Source organism: Pedobacter gandavensis, from assembly GCF_032678745.1.
Classification (GTDB): Bacteria; Bacteroidota; Bacteroidia; order Sphingobacteriales; family Sphingobacteriaceae; genus Pedobacter; species Pedobacter gandavensis_C.
This window is the reverse complement of the sequence record NZ_JAVTST010000001.1, coordinates 1,433,141-1,450,834: the sequence shown is the minus strand read 5'-3', so window position 1 is coordinate 1,450,834 and position 17,694 is coordinate 1,433,141. Positions and strand designations below refer to the sequence as shown.

14 protein-coding genes are annotated in these 17,694 nt (G+C 41.5%); 10 read left to right on the top strand and 4 right to left on the bottom strand.

Annotation, left to right across the window (positions count from 1 at the left end; translation table 11 throughout):
- Positions 1 to 18 precede the first annotated feature (18 nt).
- Positions 19 to 1,161: a histidine decarboxylase gene (locus tag R2S10_RS05890; RefSeq protein WP_316839518.1), complete on the bottom strand. Its 1,143-nt coding sequence runs from the start codon at positions 1,159 to 1,161 to the stop codon at positions 19 to 21.
- Positions 1,162 to 1,323: 162 nt separating this feature from the next.
- On the opposite strand from R2S10_RS05890, the gene R2S10_RS05885 reads away from it, so the two are divergent.
- From R2S10_RS05885 to R2S10_RS05875, 3 genes are all read left to right on the top strand, one after another.
- Positions 1,324 to 1,794, top strand: a complete 471-nt coding sequence (locus tag R2S10_RS05885) for an Lrp/AsnC family transcriptional regulator (RefSeq protein WP_316839517.1) — start codon at positions 1,324 to 1,326, stop codon at positions 1,792 to 1,794.
- A gap of 8 nt (positions 1,795 to 1,802) precedes the next feature.
- Entirely contained in the window at positions 1,803 to 2,456 is a 654-nt protein-coding gene (locus R2S10_RS05880; RefSeq protein WP_316839516.1) for a YceH family protein, read from the top strand.
- Positions 2,457 to 2,557: 101 nt separating this feature from the next.
- Positions 2,558 to 4,297, top strand: coding sequence for a thiamine pyrophosphate-dependent enzyme (locus tag R2S10_RS05875; RefSeq protein ID WP_316839515.1), 1,740 nt, complete (start codon positions 2,558 to 2,560; stop codon positions 4,295 to 4,297).
- Positions 4,298 to 4,359: 62 nt separating this feature from the next.
- Here the strand turns inward: R2S10_RS05875 and R2S10_RS05870 are convergent, their stop codons facing one another.
- Positions 4,360 to 4,890, bottom strand: coding sequence for an SRPBCC family protein (locus tag R2S10_RS05870; protein ID WP_316839514.1), 531 nt, complete (start codon positions 4,888 to 4,890; stop codon positions 4,360 to 4,362).
- Between the two features lie 194 nt (positions 4,891 to 5,084).
- Here R2S10_RS05870 and pncB point away from each other — a divergent pair, with 194 nt between their 5' ends.
- A complete protein-coding gene (gene pncB / locus R2S10_RS05865; RefSeq protein ID WP_410478952.1) occupies positions 5,085 to 6,269 on the top strand; it encodes a nicotinate phosphoribosyltransferase in 1,185 nt (394 codons plus the stop codon).
- A 104-nt stretch (positions 6,270 to 6,373) separates the two neighbouring features.
- Here pncB and R2S10_RS05860 read toward each other — a convergent pair whose 3' ends face one another.
- Both R2S10_RS05860 and R2S10_RS05855 read right to left on the bottom strand, forming a co-directional pair.
- Positions 6,374 to 6,955 carry a PhnA domain-containing protein gene (locus R2S10_RS05860; protein WP_316839512.1) on the bottom strand — a complete coding sequence of 194 codons (582 nt, stop codon included), beginning with the start codon at positions 6,953 to 6,955 and terminating at the stop codon, positions 6,374 to 6,376.
- An 88-nt stretch (positions 6,956 to 7,043) separates the two neighbouring features.
- Positions 7,044 to 7,751, bottom strand: coding sequence for an aspartate/glutamate racemase family protein (locus R2S10_RS05855; protein ID WP_316839511.1), 708 nt, complete (start codon positions 7,749 to 7,751; stop codon positions 7,044 to 7,046).
- A gap of 367 nt (positions 7,752 to 8,118) precedes the next feature.
- On the opposite strand from R2S10_RS05855, the gene R2S10_RS05850 reads away from it, so the two are divergent.
- The 6 genes from R2S10_RS05850 to R2S10_RS05825 are packed head-to-tail and all read left to right on the top strand — an operon-like array spanning position 8,119 to position 17,690.
- Positions 8,119 to 11,289 (top strand): TonB-dependent receptor, encoded by a 3,171-nt coding sequence (locus tag R2S10_RS05850; RefSeq protein ID WP_316839510.1) that lies wholly within the window; start codon positions 8,119 to 8,121, stop codon positions 11,287 to 11,289.
- 11 nt (positions 11,290 to 11,300) lie between these two features.
- Positions 11,301 to 13,217 (top strand): RagB/SusD family nutrient uptake outer membrane protein, encoded by a 1,917-nt coding sequence (locus tag R2S10_RS05845; protein ID WP_316839509.1) that lies wholly within the window; start codon positions 11,301 to 11,303, stop codon positions 13,215 to 13,217.
- A gap of 48 nt (positions 13,218 to 13,265) precedes the next feature.
- Positions 13,266 to 14,435 (top strand): DUF5000 domain-containing lipoprotein, encoded by a 1,170-nt coding sequence (locus R2S10_RS05840; protein ID WP_316839508.1) that lies wholly within the window; start codon positions 13,266 to 13,268, stop codon positions 14,433 to 14,435.
- 23 nt (positions 14,436 to 14,458) lie between these two features.
- Positions 14,459 to 15,661: a DUF4998 domain-containing protein gene (locus R2S10_RS05835; protein ID WP_316839507.1), complete on the top strand. Its 1,203-nt coding sequence runs from the start codon at positions 14,459 to 14,461 to the stop codon at positions 15,659 to 15,661.
- Positions 15,662 to 15,680: 19 nt separating this feature from the next.
- On the top strand, positions 15,681 to 16,985 hold the full coding sequence (locus R2S10_RS05830; RefSeq protein WP_316839506.1) for a GH36-type glycosyl hydrolase domain-containing protein: 1,305 nt from the start codon (positions 15,681 to 15,683) through the stop codon (positions 16,983 to 16,985).
- 3 nt (positions 16,986 to 16,988) lie between these two features.
- On the top strand, positions 16,989 to 17,690 hold the full coding sequence (locus R2S10_RS05825) for a basic secretory protein-like protein (protein ID WP_316839505.1): 702 nt from the start codon (positions 16,989 to 16,991) through the stop codon (positions 17,688 to 17,690).
- Positions 17,691 to 17,694 lie beyond the last annotated feature (4 nt).

Genomic DNA, 17,694 nt, shown 5'->3' with positions numbered 1-17,694 from the left:
AGACCGCCCCTTAAAAATTTATACAGTTATTGCTGCGCTTAATTCAAGCTCCGCTTTTAAATCCTGTACGAAATTGTCAATCTGTGCATAGGTAACTCCTGGCATACAGATGATGTGACTATTGCCGTCCTCGGTAGCAATCTGCCATTTTTGTCTCAATGCGATAGAAGGCGCAGGAAAAACCACCGTTAATGCGGAAGGGTTGGTCCAGGCAGGTACACCGATGTCATTTAAACTCTGCACAGCATATGCAGCTGTTTCCAGACAAGTCAATGCACGTTGTTTCAATCCCTCTTTGCCCATCTTTTTAAGTGCATACCAGATAAAAATAGGGCTGTGTCCGTTCCTGCTACCAGTAATCGTCGTATCTACCGTACCGATATATGGAATTGCTTTTCCAATCCTGTCCTTATAATTCTTTTTTACCAATACGAGTCCGCAAGGGATAGGGGAGCCGATAAATTTATGTCCACTGATGGCCATACTATCTGTACCATGGTTAAAATCAAAACCTGGTTTCAAATCTAATAAAGCACTGTAGGTTCCCGCTAAAGCAGCATCACAGTGGATGTAATGATTTTTAATGGCTTGCCTGCGCAGGATCTGCTGAATCTGTTGCAAATCATCTTTTGCTTCCATCATCGTGGTGCCAATATTGGCCAGGATAATCACAGGTTGATCTCTGTGCATCTGCACCATTGAATTCAGATCCTCATAATCCATTTCCCCGTTCTTCTGGGTTCTGATTACGATGCTGCGTAAGTTAAGCAGCTGAATGTTCTTTTGAACACTATAGTGAGTGGCTTCAGAGTAATAAACAATCCCATTTGGGTAGAGTTCTCTGGCCACATATAGACCATATAAATTACCTTCAGAACCACCATTGGTTACATAACCCCACCAGTTATTCAAAGGTGCATTGAACAGTTCTGCAAAGAATTCCAATACTTCCAGTTCCAGAGAACGGGAGTTGAGGTCGTAGGTAGATTCCACCCATGGATCACCCACATTGTTTAATGGCAGTTTTAAAAGTGGATATAGTTCTGAATAATCAAAATCTTGTGCAATAGGATAACCGATGAAGTACTTGGCGCGCTCTTCAGCGAGTTTCATATAAGAATTTAAACGTTCGTTATCTGTGGGATTTAAAGGAGTCTTCATTGGGTTTTATTAATATTTGGTATTTAATCCTTCAAAATTAGATAAGTGCCATATAATTTCCTTTGATTATCTGATAATCAATAAAAAATGCTGTATTGTTAAGCTCTTGCAGTAAAAACCACCATATTTGTGCCTTGCTGGATCCCATTTCAGCAAAATGTGATGATGGAGAAATTAGATAAGCTAGATACCAGGATATTGAATATCCTGCAAAAGGACGCTTCTTTAAGTACAAAAGATATTGCCTCTGAGATTGGTTTAAGTGTATCACCAACTCATGAGCGGATAAAACGACTGAAAGCGGAAGGATATATAGAAAAATATGTGGCTTTGGTGAATAGAGAAAAACTGGGGAAACACCTATTGGTATTGTGTACCGTTACTTTAAAAGAGCAATCGATAGCCACTTTAAAGAACTTTGAAGAATCGGTTGTACAGTTTAAGGAAGTGTTGGAAGTACTCTGTATTGCCGGCGGACAAGACTATCTGCTAAAGATTGTAGTGGATGATGTAGACGACTACCACACCTTTGTAGTGACGCATTTATCCTCCCTTTCTAATATTTCTACTTTGAGCAGTAGTTTTGTGTTAAAAGAGATTAAAAGAGAAACGGCATTCCACCTTATTTTTTAACTTAGGGCATGGAATCTATACAAACTTTGCCCGAATTAAACGCTGAGGAACTTCGTGTGCTAGGCGTTTTAATGGAGAAATCTAAAACCACCCCTGAATATTACCCAATGACCATCAACAGCCTCACGGCTGCCTGTAATCAGAAAACCTCCCGTAAACCTGTAGTTCAGTATGATGAGCAAACAGTGGTGCTGGCCCTGGATACGCTCAAAAGAAAGGGACTGATATCGACGGCCACCGGAGGATCTAGTCGCAGTATAAAATACAAGCATAATTTCGCAATTGTGTTCCCGGTTACCCCGCAAGAGGTTGCAATTCTTTGTTTATTAATGCTTAGAGGCCCTCAAACTCCAGGTGAGCTAAACACCAATTCCGGCAGACTTTACGAATTTGAATCTTTGGAAGAAGTACAATCCGTATTGGAACGCCTTACGGATGCAACACCTCCTTATGTACTTCAATTGCCAAGAAAAGCCGGGCAAAAGGAAATGCGTTACGCGCATCTGCTTGCTGGAATACCAGATTTAAATGCAGAGGATACCTTTGAAGAATCGGCTCAGAAACCGTCATCCGATCTGGAAAACCGTGTGGTTAAACTGGAAACAGAACTCGCTGAATTGAAGACCGCTTTTGATCAATTGATGAAAGAACTGATGGGCTAAAATCCCATCTGGCTAAAACTATCAACAAAACCTGGTGTTATCCATTGATAACATCCATTTCCTATTGATCTGCGATGTTATGGTCCTTAAAAAATCATACTATGTCTAAAAAAGTAGCAGAGCAATTGGTAGATATGCTGGTTGAAGCAGGTATTAAACGCATATATGCGGTAACCGGTGACAGTTTAAACGAGTTAAATGATGCGGTAAGACGCAACGATCAGATCAAATGGATCCATGTGAGGCATGAAGAAGCAGGTGCTTATGCTGCCGCTGCAGAAGCGGAATTGCATGGCCTTGCTTGTTGTGCAGGTAGCAGTGGCCCAGGTCATGTTCATTTGATCAACGGGCTTTACGATGCGCACCGTGCAGGTGCCGCAGTATTGGCGATTGCCTCCACTTGTCCCACTTCTGAATTCGGTTCAGGTTATTTTCAGGAAACCAATACCACCAAACTTTTTGACGATTGTAGCCATTACAATCAAATCGCAACCACAGCGGCTCAGCTGCCAAGAATGACGCAGGCAGCCTTGCAACACGCCTTCCACCATAAAGGAGTAGCCATCCTCGGCTTACCAGGCGATGTAAGCAGCATGGACGCTGTAGAAAACATGTCTGCAAATAAAACCTATTTTTCTAAAGCAACGATATGCCCGGCAGAGGAAGAGTTGTTAGCACTTTCTCATTTGATCAATCAACATAAAAAGATCGCGATATTCTGCGGGATTGGTGCCGCAGAGGCACACGATGAAGTGGTTAAACTGGCAGAAATCCTGAAAGCGCCGGTGGGTTATTCTTTCCGCGGGAAAATGGGGATTCAATACGACAACCCTTATGAAGTAGGAATGACCGGTTTGCTGGGACTACCGTCTGCCTACCATAGCATGCATGAAAGTGACCTGGTGATTCTATTGGGTACAGATTTTCCATACGTTCCCTTTATTCCACAGGATAAAATACTGGTGCAAATAGACAGTAAGCCAGAGAGACTGGGTAGGAGGGCAAAGCTGGAAATGGGACTCCATGGGGATATCAAAACCAGCTTAAAAGCTTTAATCCCACTACTCGATACGAACGAAGACGATAGCTTTCTGGAGGCACAATTGAAACTATATGAAAAAGTAAAAGAACATTTGAATACCTATGTAGAAGATAAAGGCGAAAAGGATGCCATCCATCCGGAAGCTGTGGCTTTTGAAATTAATAAACTCGCTACAGCGGATGCTATTTTTACAGTAGATACCGGAATGTGCTGTGTTTGGGGTTCCAGATATATTGATGCGACGGGAAAACGGAGTATGTTAGGCTCTTTTAACCATGGCTCAATGGCCAATGCGATGCCTCATGCGATTGGAGCAGCCTTATCCAGTCCGGATAGACAAGTGATTGCCATGTGTGGTGACGGCGGACTTTCTATGTTACTGGGTGATTTAGCCACCATAAAGCAATACAACCTCCCAATTAAACTCTTCGTATTCAATAACCGCTCTCTGGGGATGGTAAAATTGGAAATGGAAGTCGCAGGGCTTCCAGATTCAGAAACGGATATGGTAAATCCTGATTTTGCAATGGTTGCTAGCGCAATGGGCATCAAAGGAATGACGATTGATGATCCGGAGTTATTGGAATCTGGAATGAAAGCTGCATTTGAGTATGATGGCCCGGTATTGATCAATGTGATGACCGATCCAAATGCCCTGGCCATGCCACCCAAAATCGAGTTTAAAATGATGAAAGGAATGGCCTTAACCATGACTAAACTCATGTTAGGTGGGAAATTAGATGAAGTAATGGATACTGTAAAATCCAATTACAAACATTTAAAAAGTATCATCAATTAAGCAAAAAAGCGGATGGCCATTCAGCCATCCGCTTCGATAATTTCATCCGGTAAAACGCTGATTTATTTTTCAAGAACGACCTTCAAATCAGCCAGTCCTTTTTCCAGGTCTTTGCCCAACATATCTTCCATGTTAAAAAATAGCAACATTAAATTCATAGGGTATTTCATGGCGCCGTTAAAGCCCCATTTTACCTTTGTTTTTCCATCAGCTAAGGCTTCAGTAGTCATGTAAGCTTTATCATTAGCTTCAAATGGTACTTTAAAGCGAAGGGCCATGTCTATGCGTTCTCCATCTGTAATTTTAGTAATCTCCTGCTCACCAACACTCTCTTTGTCATTCCAGGCATATACGAAGCCAACTGTTCCATCTGTGCCCTTGTAATCCGTTGTCTTATTCGGGTATCTTCTGTTCCAAACACTGTACAGATCCTGGTTTTTTATCAGTTTAATGAAATCGAAAACCTCCTGTTTTGGTTTGTTAATGACGATTTCCCGTTCTACTGCGTATTCTTTTTTAACAAATAACGCAACGATTAAAGCCAGAGCAATCAGGCCTACAATTCCGCCAAGGATAATCTTAAGAATTTTCATTGTTGTTAGGTTTAGGTTTAAATTATAGTTTGTTGGTTTTTCTACTCAAAATTACATAATTTATCTATTGTTCTGTTTGAATGTATTTACATTTTCAGGATGGTTTCCATAGCCCTATACTGTATTTATAAAGCTTTTATGGGGGAGAATTGGATGGAACATGGTATTTTTGGAAAAAATCGTCGACAACTATGATGCAAATACAACCCACAACTGCACTTACCTCTATTCTTGATAATGATTTTTATAAGATCACGATGCAGCAAGGGGTGATCCGCTTGTTTCCGGCAGCAAAAGCCAGGTATAAGTTTATCAATCGTGGAAAACATTCTTTTCCTGAAGGATTTGCGAAAGCATTAAGAGTTGCGGTAGATCAGATGGCTTTACTCAAACTGACGAAAGAGGAGAAACACTTCCTGCAGGTGACCTGTCCATATCTTGATCCTGTGTACCTGGATTTCCTGGAAGGCTATCGTTATCAGCCGGAGGAAGTACATATCGAGCAAGTGGGAGAGCAGCTGGAAGTACGCGTGGAAGGTTTATGGTATCGAACCATTCTATGGGAAGTTCCCTTAATGTCGCTGATTTGCGAGTTGTATTATGTATTGAATGGTTCCCATAGAATCAGCAATGATGAAGTGATGCAGCTGACGGCACAAAAGATAGAAAAATATAAAGCGCTAGGGGTAACCGTAGCCGAGTTTGGGACCAGAAGAAGGTATTCTTATCAGGTTCACCGATCCGTTTTGCAAGCTTTAAATGAATATGGTGCCGGCTCATTTATTGGCACCAGTAATGTGCATATGGCCATGATGCATCAAACTAAACCAATTGGAACGCATGCCCATGAATGGTTTATGTTTCATGCCGCCAAATATGGATTTAAAATGGCCAATGCCATGGGGCTGGAACATTGGGTGAACGTATATCGTGGTGATTTAGGAATTGCCCTTTCAGATACTTATACCACAGAGGTGTTTTTCAGTCAGTTTGATAAAATGTTCTCCAAGCTATTTGATGGTGTCAGACATGACAGTGGAGATCCATTATTGTTTGCAGATAAGGTGATCAACCATTACCTGAAAATGGGAATCGATCCTAAATCCAAGACCATTATCTTTTCAGATGGGTTAAACTATGATAAAGTAGAACGAATCGCAGCACATTGCCAGGGAAAAATAGGGATGTCATTTGGAATAGGAACCAATTTAACCAATGATGCTGGTCCGGATCCAATGAATATTGTGATCAAAATGACGGAAGCACAGCCTAAAGATGGGGAATGGACGGAAGTAGTGAAGTTATCCGATGAGCATGGGAAATATACCGGTACAGAGCGGATGATCAATCTGGCCAAAACCATATTACAGATCGACTAATTACTCCCTCCTGAATTTGGGAATAGGGGATAGACATACTATTATCCAAGAAAAAAGCGCGCTACAAAATGAATTGTAGCGCGCTTTTTAGGATTGAAAAAAGGCTAAGCACCTTGTTTTCTAGTGTATTTTGTAAGGATGACAATTACTTGTCCCTCGATTTTTCCTTCAATCTGATCGGTATTATTTTCTACCAGACGGATGTTTTTTACTACCGTTCCCATTTTAGCGTTTAAAGTAGATCCTTTTACATCTAAAGATTTGGTCAATACGATAGCATCTCCTGCCTGAAGTACTGCGCCATTGCAATCTTTATGAAGTTCAACAGCCGAATCATTGTCAAGATCAGCAGCTTTAGCCCATGCCAAACGATCTTCATCCAGGTACATCATGTCCAGATTGTCCATTGCCCAGCTTTCATTGCTCAGACGGTTCAGCATCCGCCATGAAACTACCTGCACACCAGGAACCTCAGACCACATGCTGCCGCTTAAACACTGCCAGTGCTTGCTGTCCAATTCTTCTTTTTTCTCAATCTGAGCTAAACATTTATCACAAATCAGGATACAGTTATCTGCAGTATTTGCGGTTTGAGGAGGTACTTCATATACGCTAAGCGTCGCTTCTGATTGGCATAGTTCACATTTGTTTTCGCTTCTACTCAGTAATTGTTCTTCCAGTTTCATGTTCCTTATATTTAAAATGTTCTTATAATCGAGTCAAAGGCGCGAAGATAATTATTTTAGATGGCAAACTGGCTTTTTGCCTTATATGTTACAGGCTAAGGGCAAAATTCACCGCTGCCCGGGCATGGATTTTAGTGGTATCAAAGACGGGTACAGACAGGTCTTCAGCTTTGATCAGTAAGGGGATTTCTGTACAGCCTAGTATAATTCCTTCAGCACCCTGATCAATCAAATCCTGAATAATGGCCAGGTATTGTTTTTTAGTATCTGGATTTAAAGTACCCCTTCCCAATTCATCTCTGAGCGTATCTTCTATGTAATCTCTACGTTCCTGACTTTCTGGAATCATCACTTCAATGCCATTTGCCTTCAACTTATCTTTATAAAAGCCAAGCTCCATCGTATAGGTAGTCCCAATTAAGCCCAGCTTTTTCAAGCCTGCCTGATGAATGGTCTCCGCTACAGCAGTAGTGATGTCGATCAGGGGCAATTGAATGGATTCAGCGATGCGATCAGCGACAATATGGGCAGTGTTTGCGCAGAGTACAATCGCCGCTGCACCGCCCTTTTTTAAGTCTTCCGCTGCAGTATACAGTAAATGGTAGGTAGCCTCCCAATCGTATGCCGCATTGAACCTTTGAAAGTTGTCGAAATTCACAGAACTGATCAGGCATTCGGCAAAGTTCAAGCCACCAAGCCTTTCATTGATGCCTTCATTCAGGTAACGGTAATAATCCACTGTAGAAGTCCAGCTAATCCCGCCTACAAGGCCAATCTTTTTCATTTTATTTTCCATTTTTCCAAGCTTAAGTTATCGTTGATTTAATTCCTTAAAAATAGATCGCTACAGCAATAGCCAACAGCTACAGAAAAGATTATTTCATGAGTACAGCCCAATTAAAAAATCTTATCCATATCGATTTAGCAGGATTAAAATGACTGCTTGAAAAGAATGTACATACATATTGATTTGTTCTTTGTTAAAAAGTAATCTTTGTTTAAGTACTGAAAATGGAGCTTTTTGCTATTTTTTTTCGAATCACTGCAAAATAAAGTTTGTCGATGGAAAATTATTATGTAACTATGTACATACAATATGATGGTAAGGGTCATGTTGTATACACATAACCAAATTAATCTAACCAATTAGCAAACCTATTATTATGTATCGAAGAAGTTTTACTTATCTCAAAGTAAAGTACCTCGGCTACCTTTTTTTACTCATGATTTCGACGAGCCAGCTCATGGCTCAATCTTCGGTTCCGATTTCCGGTAAAGTAACAGATGAAAAAGGAGGCCCATTACCCGGTGTAAGTGTTAAATTGAAAAACAGTAGCCTCGGTGGCGTAACTAATGTTGATGGGGAGTACAAAATCAATGTGCCGGAAGGGAAGGGGATCCTGACTTTCTTGTATGTTGGCTTTAAAAAAGAAGAAGTGACCATCAACGGGAGGAAGCTCATCAATGTCACTTTAAAGGAAGATGACAATGCTTTAAACGAAGTGGTGGTCGTGGCCTTTGGCCAGCAGAAAAAAGAAAGTATGGTCAGTTCCATCACCACCATCAATCCAAAGGAAATCAAAGGACCTACCAGTAATTTAACCACCATGCTTGCTGGAAAACTATCCGGCGTGGTTGCCTTTCAGCGAAGTGGAGAGCCTGGAGCGGATAACGCACAGTTTTTCATTCGTGGCATTACCAGTTTCGGATCAGGAAAGGTAAATCCACTGATCCTGATTGATGGGATGGAATCTACTGTTAATGCTTTAGCCAGGTTGCAACCTGATGACGTGGCCGGATTTTCTGTGTTAAAAGATGCGGCAGCCTCTTCGCTTTACGGTGCAAGAGGGGCGAATGGCGTGGTATTGGTGACCACTAAATCCGGTGTAGATGGAAAGACCAGGTTTAACTTCCGACTGGAAAACTCGATCTCTTCCAATACGCAGAATTTCAAACTGGCAGATAATATCACTTATATGAAACTGGCAAATGAGGCTGTGCTGACCAGAGATCCTCTGGGTATTCTTCCTTATTCGCAGACAAAGATAGATCGCACCATTGCAGGAGACAATCCTTATCTCTATCCAAATAACGACTGGATCGGGTTGATGATCAAAGATTATACGATGAACCAGCGCTTCAATATGAACATGAATGGCGGTGGAAAAGCAGCCCAGTATTATATTTCAGGAACTTATAACCAGGACAATGGGGTGTTAAAAGCAGATTCCAAGAACACTTTCAATAACAACATTAAACTGAAAAGCTATGAGGTCAGGTCTAATGTAAATGTGAAGCTTACCCCAACCACCGATGGTATTGTTAGAACTTCCGGTAGTTTTGATGATTATAGCGGTCCGGTAGGTGGTGGCGGCGCCATATTTAACAGTGTCATTACCGCTAATCCGGTATTGTTCCCTGCCAGCTTTCCTGCATCGGATCTTCCAGCTGTAAAACATCCGCTTTTCGGAAATGCCACGCTCGGCGGTCCGGATAGCTTTTATAACAACCCTTATGCTTCGATGGTGTCGGGTTACCAGCAATACAGCTCTTCAACCTTAAATGTTCAGCTGGAACTGAAGCAAGACCTTAAAATGTTAACAGAAGGGCTTTCTGCAAGAATGATGGCCTATACACAACGGTATTCCTATTTCAGTTTACAGCGTCAGTACAATCCTTTTTTCTACGAAGCCAATCCAACGAATACAAATTCCAAAGGCTATACTTTATCGCTGTTAAATGAAAAAACAGCGACAGAATACTTGAATTATAGAGAAGGTGCAAAGCAATTAAATACCACCAGTTATGCTGAAGCTGCAGTTAACTATAACCGAACATTTGGAGAAAAACATAATATGAGTGGCTTATTGGTGACGATCATGAGAAATTATCTGGATGGCAATGCCGGTAATCTTCAAGCTTCACTTCCCTTTAGAAATCAGGGGCTTTCAGGAAGGTTCACCTATGCCTATGATAATCGATACCTTTTTGAAACCAATTTTGGTTATAACGGTTCAGAGCGATTTGCTAAAAATGAACGTTTTGGCTTCTTTCCTTCTGTAGGTTTCGGTTGGAATGTGAGCAATGAAGCGTTTTTTAAACCTATTCTGGGCACAATATCCAAGCTTAAATTTAGAGCAACCTATGGATTGGTGGGTAATGACCAGATCGGAGCCTCAACCGACAGGTTCTTTTATTTATCTAATGTGAACCTGAATGCTACCAACCGTGGCGCTGTTTTCGGTGAAGATTATGCTTATTCCAGACCGGGAGTTACCGTGTCCAGATATTCCAATGAATCCATCACCTGGGAGAAAGCGAAAACTACCAATATTGGGATGGACCTGAGCTTATTCAGCAATATGAATTTCATTATTGATGTGTACAAACAACACCGCAGTAATATTTTAATGCAAAGGGTTTTTATCCCCTCTACCATGGGTTTAACAGCTCCAATTAATTCCAATGTGGGCGTAGCAGAAGGTAAAGGAATAGATGTTTCGATGGATTATAACAAAACCTTCGGTGATGCCTGGCTGCAGGCAAGAGGTACATTTACCTATGCCACCAGTAAGTTGCTGGTTAATGAAGAACCAGAATACCCGGCTAATATGGCTTATTTATCGCGGGTTGGCCATTCATTGGGACAAAGTTATGGTTTTATTGCCGAACGACTATTTGTTGACGATACGGATGTGGCAAACTCTCCAAAACAGAACTTCGGAGAAGTAAGAGGTGGAGATATCAAGTACCGTGATTTAAACGGAGATGGAGAAATTACCAATCTCGATATGGTGAATGGAATGGGCAATCCAGTAACTCCGGAAGTAATTTATGGTTTTGGTCTTTCAGCAGGTTATAAAAACTTCGACATCAGTGCCTTCTTTCAGGGATCAGCAAGGTCCTCCTTATTTATCGACCCAAGAACCATCAGTCCATTTGTCATTAACGGTTTCTCCTCATTCGCAACAAGTGGTGCAAGACAGAACGGTTTATTAAACGTGATTGCCGAAGATCACTGGTCTGAGGATAACAATAATTTATATGCTTTCTGGCCAAGACTCAGTTCTACAGAAAATGTGAATAATAGTCAGCCTTCAAACTGGTGGATGCGTAACGGTGCTTTTCTTAGGCTTAAAACTGTGGAGATCGGTTACAACCTGAGGGCAACAGCCTTAAAAAGACTTCATTTAGGTGGCTTAAGGCTTTATGCCAACGGAAGCAATCTTTTTCTGCTCAGCGGCTTTAAACTTTGGGATCCGGAGCAGGGAGGAAATGGCTTAGGTTATCCGTTACAGAAAGTATTCAACATTGGTGTCAACGTACAGTTTTAATCCTCAGCAAAATGAAATTTAATCTTTTAACTAAATATATTGGAATTGCCAGTGTACTCTGCTTTATGGCAATTTTCTCTGCCTGTAAAAAAAGCTATCTGGATGTGATTCCAGACAATGTAGCAACCATTGACCATGCCTTTGCAAATCGCGTCGAAGCAGAGAAATTCTTATTCACCTGTTACTCATTTCTACCTCAGGAAGGGAATCCAGATATGAATCCTGGTTTTAATGCCGGGGATGAATTCTGGACCTACTGGCCAATGACATTGGACTATTTTGCATTGGACTCTTATGAAATTGCCCGGGGACTGCAAAATAAGTCAGTTTCAAAAATGAACTATTGGGATGGTTATGATGGCCGGTCGATGTGGCAGGGGATCAGAAACTGCAATATCTTTTTAGAAAACATTGATAAAGCAATAGACCTCGAACCCTATGTAAAGGAACGTTGGATTGCAGAAGTGAAGTTTCTAAAAGCATATTTCCACTGGTATCTTTTTAGGATGTATGGCCCAATTCCTATTGTGGATCAGAATCTGCCCATTACCGCAACTCCTGAACAAGTAAAAATTCATCGTCAGCCTGTCGATTCTGTGGTAAATTATATCTCAAATCTGATAGATGAGGCAACAGCCGGAGAGATAAATGTAGGTTTACCCAATAAGATAGACAGTCGTTCTACAGAGCTGGGGAGAATTACAAAAGTAGCCGCATTGGCAATTAAAGCAAGGGTATTGGTGACTGCCGCCAGTCCGCTTTTCAATGGAAATACAGATTATAATAACCTCAAAAATAAGGATGGTAGATCGCTTTTTAATGCCAGCTATGATGCTAAAAAATGGCTAAGAGCAAAGGAAGCCTGCAAAAACGCATTGGATGCGGCAAATTTAGCCAGCATTAAACTTTATCGATTTGTTCCTGCTGCGGGAGAAGTGAATGAGGCTTTGAAAACGGAAATGAGCATCCGTAATGCTATTTGTGAAAAATGGAACAACGAGCTGATCTGGGGCTATGTAGGTTTAGGTAACCCTAGTTATTGGATACAGTTATTCGCTACTCCGCAGTTTGACCCGAATAATGTAAACCGGGAACTGAAGGGTAAACTGGCACCAACCTTGAAAATGGCAGAGCTTTTTTATACCAAAAACGGCGTACCAATTGAAGAAGACCAGACCTGGGATTATGAGAACCGATACGAATTGCGTACCAGTACAGCTGCAGAACCAATGTTGCAGGAAGGCTATCAAACCGTTGGTCTTCATTTTAATCGTGAGCCTCGTTTTTATGCGGATATGGCTTTTGATGGTTCCAAATGGTATATGCAAAGTGGAGAGTATGAAATTCAAAGTAAAGCCGGAGAATACACTGGTAAAAAACAAACCAGGATGTACTCTGTTACCGGGTATTTCACCAAAAAACTGGTCAACTGGAACCTGGTGGCTACCAGTACCGAAGTAAATGTAGAATCTTATCCATGGCCAACGATGCGTCTGGCAGACCTGTATCTCTTGTATGCTGAAGCTTTAAATGAAAGCGGTAGTTCAGGGGAGGCTTTACCTTATCTCAACCAAATCCGGGAAAGAGCAGGACTGAAATCTGTAGAGGAATCCTGGACTACCTATTCTAATAACCCCGGAAAATATACCACTGTTGCTGGTTTAAGAGATATTATCCATCAGGAACGCGGTATTGAACTGGCCTTCGAAGCCAGTCGCTTTTGGGATCTGCGACGCTGGAAAACAGCCGCTAAAAAGATGAATGCACCAATTTATGGCTGGAACATCACGCAGGAAACTGCGGAAGAATACAATACCAGGGTCTTGTTATTCAGTCAGACTTTCAATGCACCCCGCGATTATTTATGGCCGATCAATGAATATAACCTTCAGATCAATCCAAACCTGGTTCAAAATACAGGCTGGTAATTTTAAGAGGGAACAGGAAATGGATTTTATCAATTTAATGAAAAGATAATGAAACGAATATTATATAGAATTGCGACCTGCGGACTGCTGTTCTTCATCAGCTCCTGCAAACAGGATGTACAGGAGCCGATTATTAAGGATGGTAGCGCTCCTGGGCTAGTCAGCAATGTATCCATTATTAATTTGAATGGGGCAGCAGAAATCAGCTATACCGTGCCTTCTGACCAGGATTTATTATACATCAAGGCGGTGTATCGCAGCAGAAAAGGAGAAGTAAGAGAAACAAAAGTGAGTAAGTATAACCGCAACCTAACCGTATTGGGATTTGGAGATACAAATCCTTACGAAATTGAGCTGTATGCGGTAGACAAGAGTGAAAACAGTTCTGCAGCAGTTAAGGTGATCGCAAACCCATTAGAGCCAGCCATGAACCTGGTACGTAATGGACTTAAAGTAAGGCCCGACTTTGGAGGGATTAATGTCGAATTTGAAAATGATAAAGCCGACAATCTGGCCATTGTTGTGCTATCAAATGATGCACTGGGAAATTTCGTGCCGATTAACACCTTTTATACGAATATCAAGAAAGGGATTTTTCCCACCAGAGAGCTGAAAGCAGAAGATACCAGGTTCGGAATTTTTGTGAGAGATAGGTGGGGGAATTTATCAGACACTTTGTATGTCCAGGTAACGCCATATTATGAAGCCAGATTGGATCGAACCAAAATGAGACCATTGGTATTGCCAACAGATGCCGTACTTGGTTATGGTGGAAATCTGGTGGCTCTATTTGATGGAGATGTGGGAGATGGTAGATTTTATCATTCCGGAGATGCTGCTAAAATGCCTCAATGGTTTTCTTTTGATCTAGGGGTAACCGCCAGATTGAGCCGCCTAACTTATTACATGAGGCAGAGTGTTTATTTTAACCTTCACAATCCCAGAGATGTGGAAATCTGGGGCTCTAATAATCCGCCAGCAGATGGGAGTTATGACGGTTGGGTGCTGCTTAGCACTCATAAACAGGAGAAACCTTCAGGCTTGCCTGTCGGACAATTGTCGCAGGCTGATAAAGATGCTGCTATTGCCGGAGAATCTATCCCAATTCCTGCTGATGCGCCAAAAGTAAGGTACATCAGGTTTAAAACATTGAGAAACTGGACGGACGGTACTTTCGTGAATTTCAATGAACTGACCGCCTGGGGAGATACTAGATAGGAGATATTTAACATAATCAAAAGATGATGAAACGAAAATATAATATGGCTCTTTTTTCTACCCTTATTGGCTGTATCAGTCTGATGGCCTGTAGGAAAGAGGATGCCTATAAGAAATTCATGGAAGGTGGTGAGCTTTCTTATGCTGGTCGGGTAGATTCCGTAATCATGCGTCCCGGTAATCAGCGCATTCAATTGTCGCTGGTGCTAGGTAGTGACCCACTGGTCACTAAAGTCAGGGCTTACTGGAACGAACGCAGAGACTCTTTAGAGTTGCCGGTAACACGTACTCAAGGAAAAGATACCGTTCATATGGTCATTCCTGGTTTGAAAGAAGGGAATTACAATTTCCATGTATTTACCTACGATAAAGCGCATAACACTTCTGTAGTAGTGAATGCTTCCGGAACTGTTTATGGAGAAAGTTATTTTAATTCATTAGTCAACCGACGACTAAAAGAAATCGGCTTTTCTTTAGATGGGTCAAAGCTGGAGCTGAACTGGGCAACGGGCAATATTGATGAAATTGGAATTGAACTTAAATACACTTCAGCAGATGGCCTGCCTAAAACAGTTATTGTCCCGCCAAAACAATTGAAAACAGAATTAACAGATGCAAAAGAAGGCAGCGTATTAAAATATAGGTCATTATTTAAACCTGAGCCTAATGCAATTGATACTTTTTCCCGGGATTATGCTAATTTAACCGTTCCTTTCTTTGAACGAAAATTAGATAAGACGTTATTTAAAGAATTGATATTGCCTACGGATGCCCGAACGGCTCATTCCTGGTTGATGCCTTATTTATGGGATGAGAAATACGATCCACCAGGCTTTGCCACTACGAATGGGAAGCCGGTATGGTTTACTTTCGATACCGGGCTTTCCACGAATTTAACCCGTTTTAAAATCTGGCAGGCCAATGATAGATTATACACCGGAGAAAGTGTGCGGAAGTTTGAAATATGGGGAAGTAACAACCCGAACCCAGATGGTAGCTGGGAGAGCTGGACCAGGCTAATGAGTTGTGAATCACTGAAGCCTTCCGGACTACCAAAAGGTCAGAATAGCGCAGTAGATATTGCTTATGCAAAAGCAGGGGAGGAATTTGTTTTCCCGGCGGAAACACCTAAAGTCAGGTACCTCAGACTTAAATTATTGGAAAATTGGGGGAATGGAAGTTTTATGACGATGGCAGAAGTTAACCTTTGGACAAACAGTAGATAAATAGAAACAAATCACACACATGAAAATAAAAACAGTCGTATTAAGTTGTCTCGGTGTTGTTGCTTTATGCAGCGGCACCAATGCGCAAGTGGCATTAAAGGGCAATGCAGCAAAGGAAGTTCAGGCGATCAGCCCATTGGCAGATTCGGTAAAAAGCATGGCCGAGAAATTGGTAAAAAAAGGGTTTACCGCAGGTGATGGCTATGGTGAAGTGTGGATCAGAGATTTAAACACCTTTGTTTCCGTTGCTTGTGAAGTCAATGATAAAGCACTAATCAAGAAACACCTGTTGACTTTCTTCGACTTTCAGCAGCCGGATGGGGCGATTCTGGATGGATATATTCCCATCAAACCAGGAGGCGTTCCCTATAATTTTTACCACTCTAAGCTGGCTCCAAACTATGCGGGGCATAAGAATACGGTAGAAACGGATCAGGAAACTTCTTTGGTACAGGCAGTAGCGAAATATGTAAGAGGAACCGGAGACCGCTCTATCCTCGGAGAGAAAATTGCCGGTCAGACCGTGCAAAAACATTTGGAACGTGCCATGGAATTCCTGTTAAAAGATCGCTTTGTGAAAAAATATGGATTGATATGGGGAGCGACTACGGTAGACTGGGGAGATGTGCAGCCAGAACATAGCTGGGGAGTAGTCTTAGATTCTAATTCCCATAGAACCATTGACATCTACGACAATGCCATGTTTATCATCGCCATTAACGATTTTTTGAGCATTGCTGAATTATTACCTGCTCAAAAGAAATATTGGAAAGGCATCCAAAACAGCCTCTTTACCAATACCAGAAAGCACCTTTGGGATAAGAAACAACAAAAGTTTATTCCACACATCTACCTGGAAGGTTCTCCATTTCCAGCATCTTTCAATGAATCGGAGATTTATTACCATGGAGGAACGGCTGTCGCTATTGAAGCAGGTTTGCTGAGCAAGGAAGAAGTTCGTCATGCTTACAAAAGGATGCAGGAGAACGTGAAAAAGGCCAATGCAGCTACAATTGGATTAACCATTTATCCGGTATACCCTAAAGGATTTTTCAAAAACGCAGGAATGGGACCATATTCTTATCAAAACGGTGGGGATTGGACTTGGTTTGGAGGAAGAATGGTCAGTCAGTTGATTCGTTACAACCTGATCGAAGAGGCTTGCGAAGCGATGAAACCGATGTTGGACCGTGTAGTTAAAAACAAAGGTTTTTATGAATGGTATACCCCAGATAATCAGCCCCAGGGTTCTGCTAGTTTTAGAGGTGAAGCAGGTGTACTATGGACAGCAATCACAGATTTAGAAACAAAAACAGGAAAATAACAGATGAAAAAATATAGTTTTTTAAGCCTGATCATGGTATTAGGATTATGGAATAGCAGCAATGCTCAGCTCGCTAAATTCCTTAAGTTGGATGGTAGAATACCGGAAGTGTGGTCAGGAAATGGGTATGAGCTAACAATCATTAATCAAGACGCTACATTTGATCCTAATCATAAGGAAAAACTGATTAGGACTTTCTTTGAGGTCTACCCTAAACTAACCAAAGAATATAATCCGAAAGCAGCCAAATCAGTCACTTTTGTGATCGATACCGCTTATCAAGGTGTAGCTGCGGCAGCAGCTAACAAGATCGTTTTTAGTTCCCGCTACCTGAAAGCTCATCCTAAAGATCTTGATGTGGTGACTCATGAAGCCATGCACGTGGTGCAGGATTATGGAAATAGTGTAGGACCGGGTTGGTTAACAGAAGGGATAGCAGATTTTGCAAGAAATAAATTCGGGGTAGATAATCCCGCTGCAAACTGGTTTTTACCTAAAGCCAATCCCAACCAGAAATATGAAAATGGTTATGGAGATGTGGCCAGCTTCTTGGTATGGCTGGAAAAGTCATCTGGGAAAGAACTGGCGAAAACATTGAGCATCCAACTGACCAGTCATACCTATACCGATCAAAGTTGGAAAAAGCTGACCGGTAAATCATTAGATGAACTCTGGAAGGCATATGTCTCAAATTCTTCTATTTAATAAA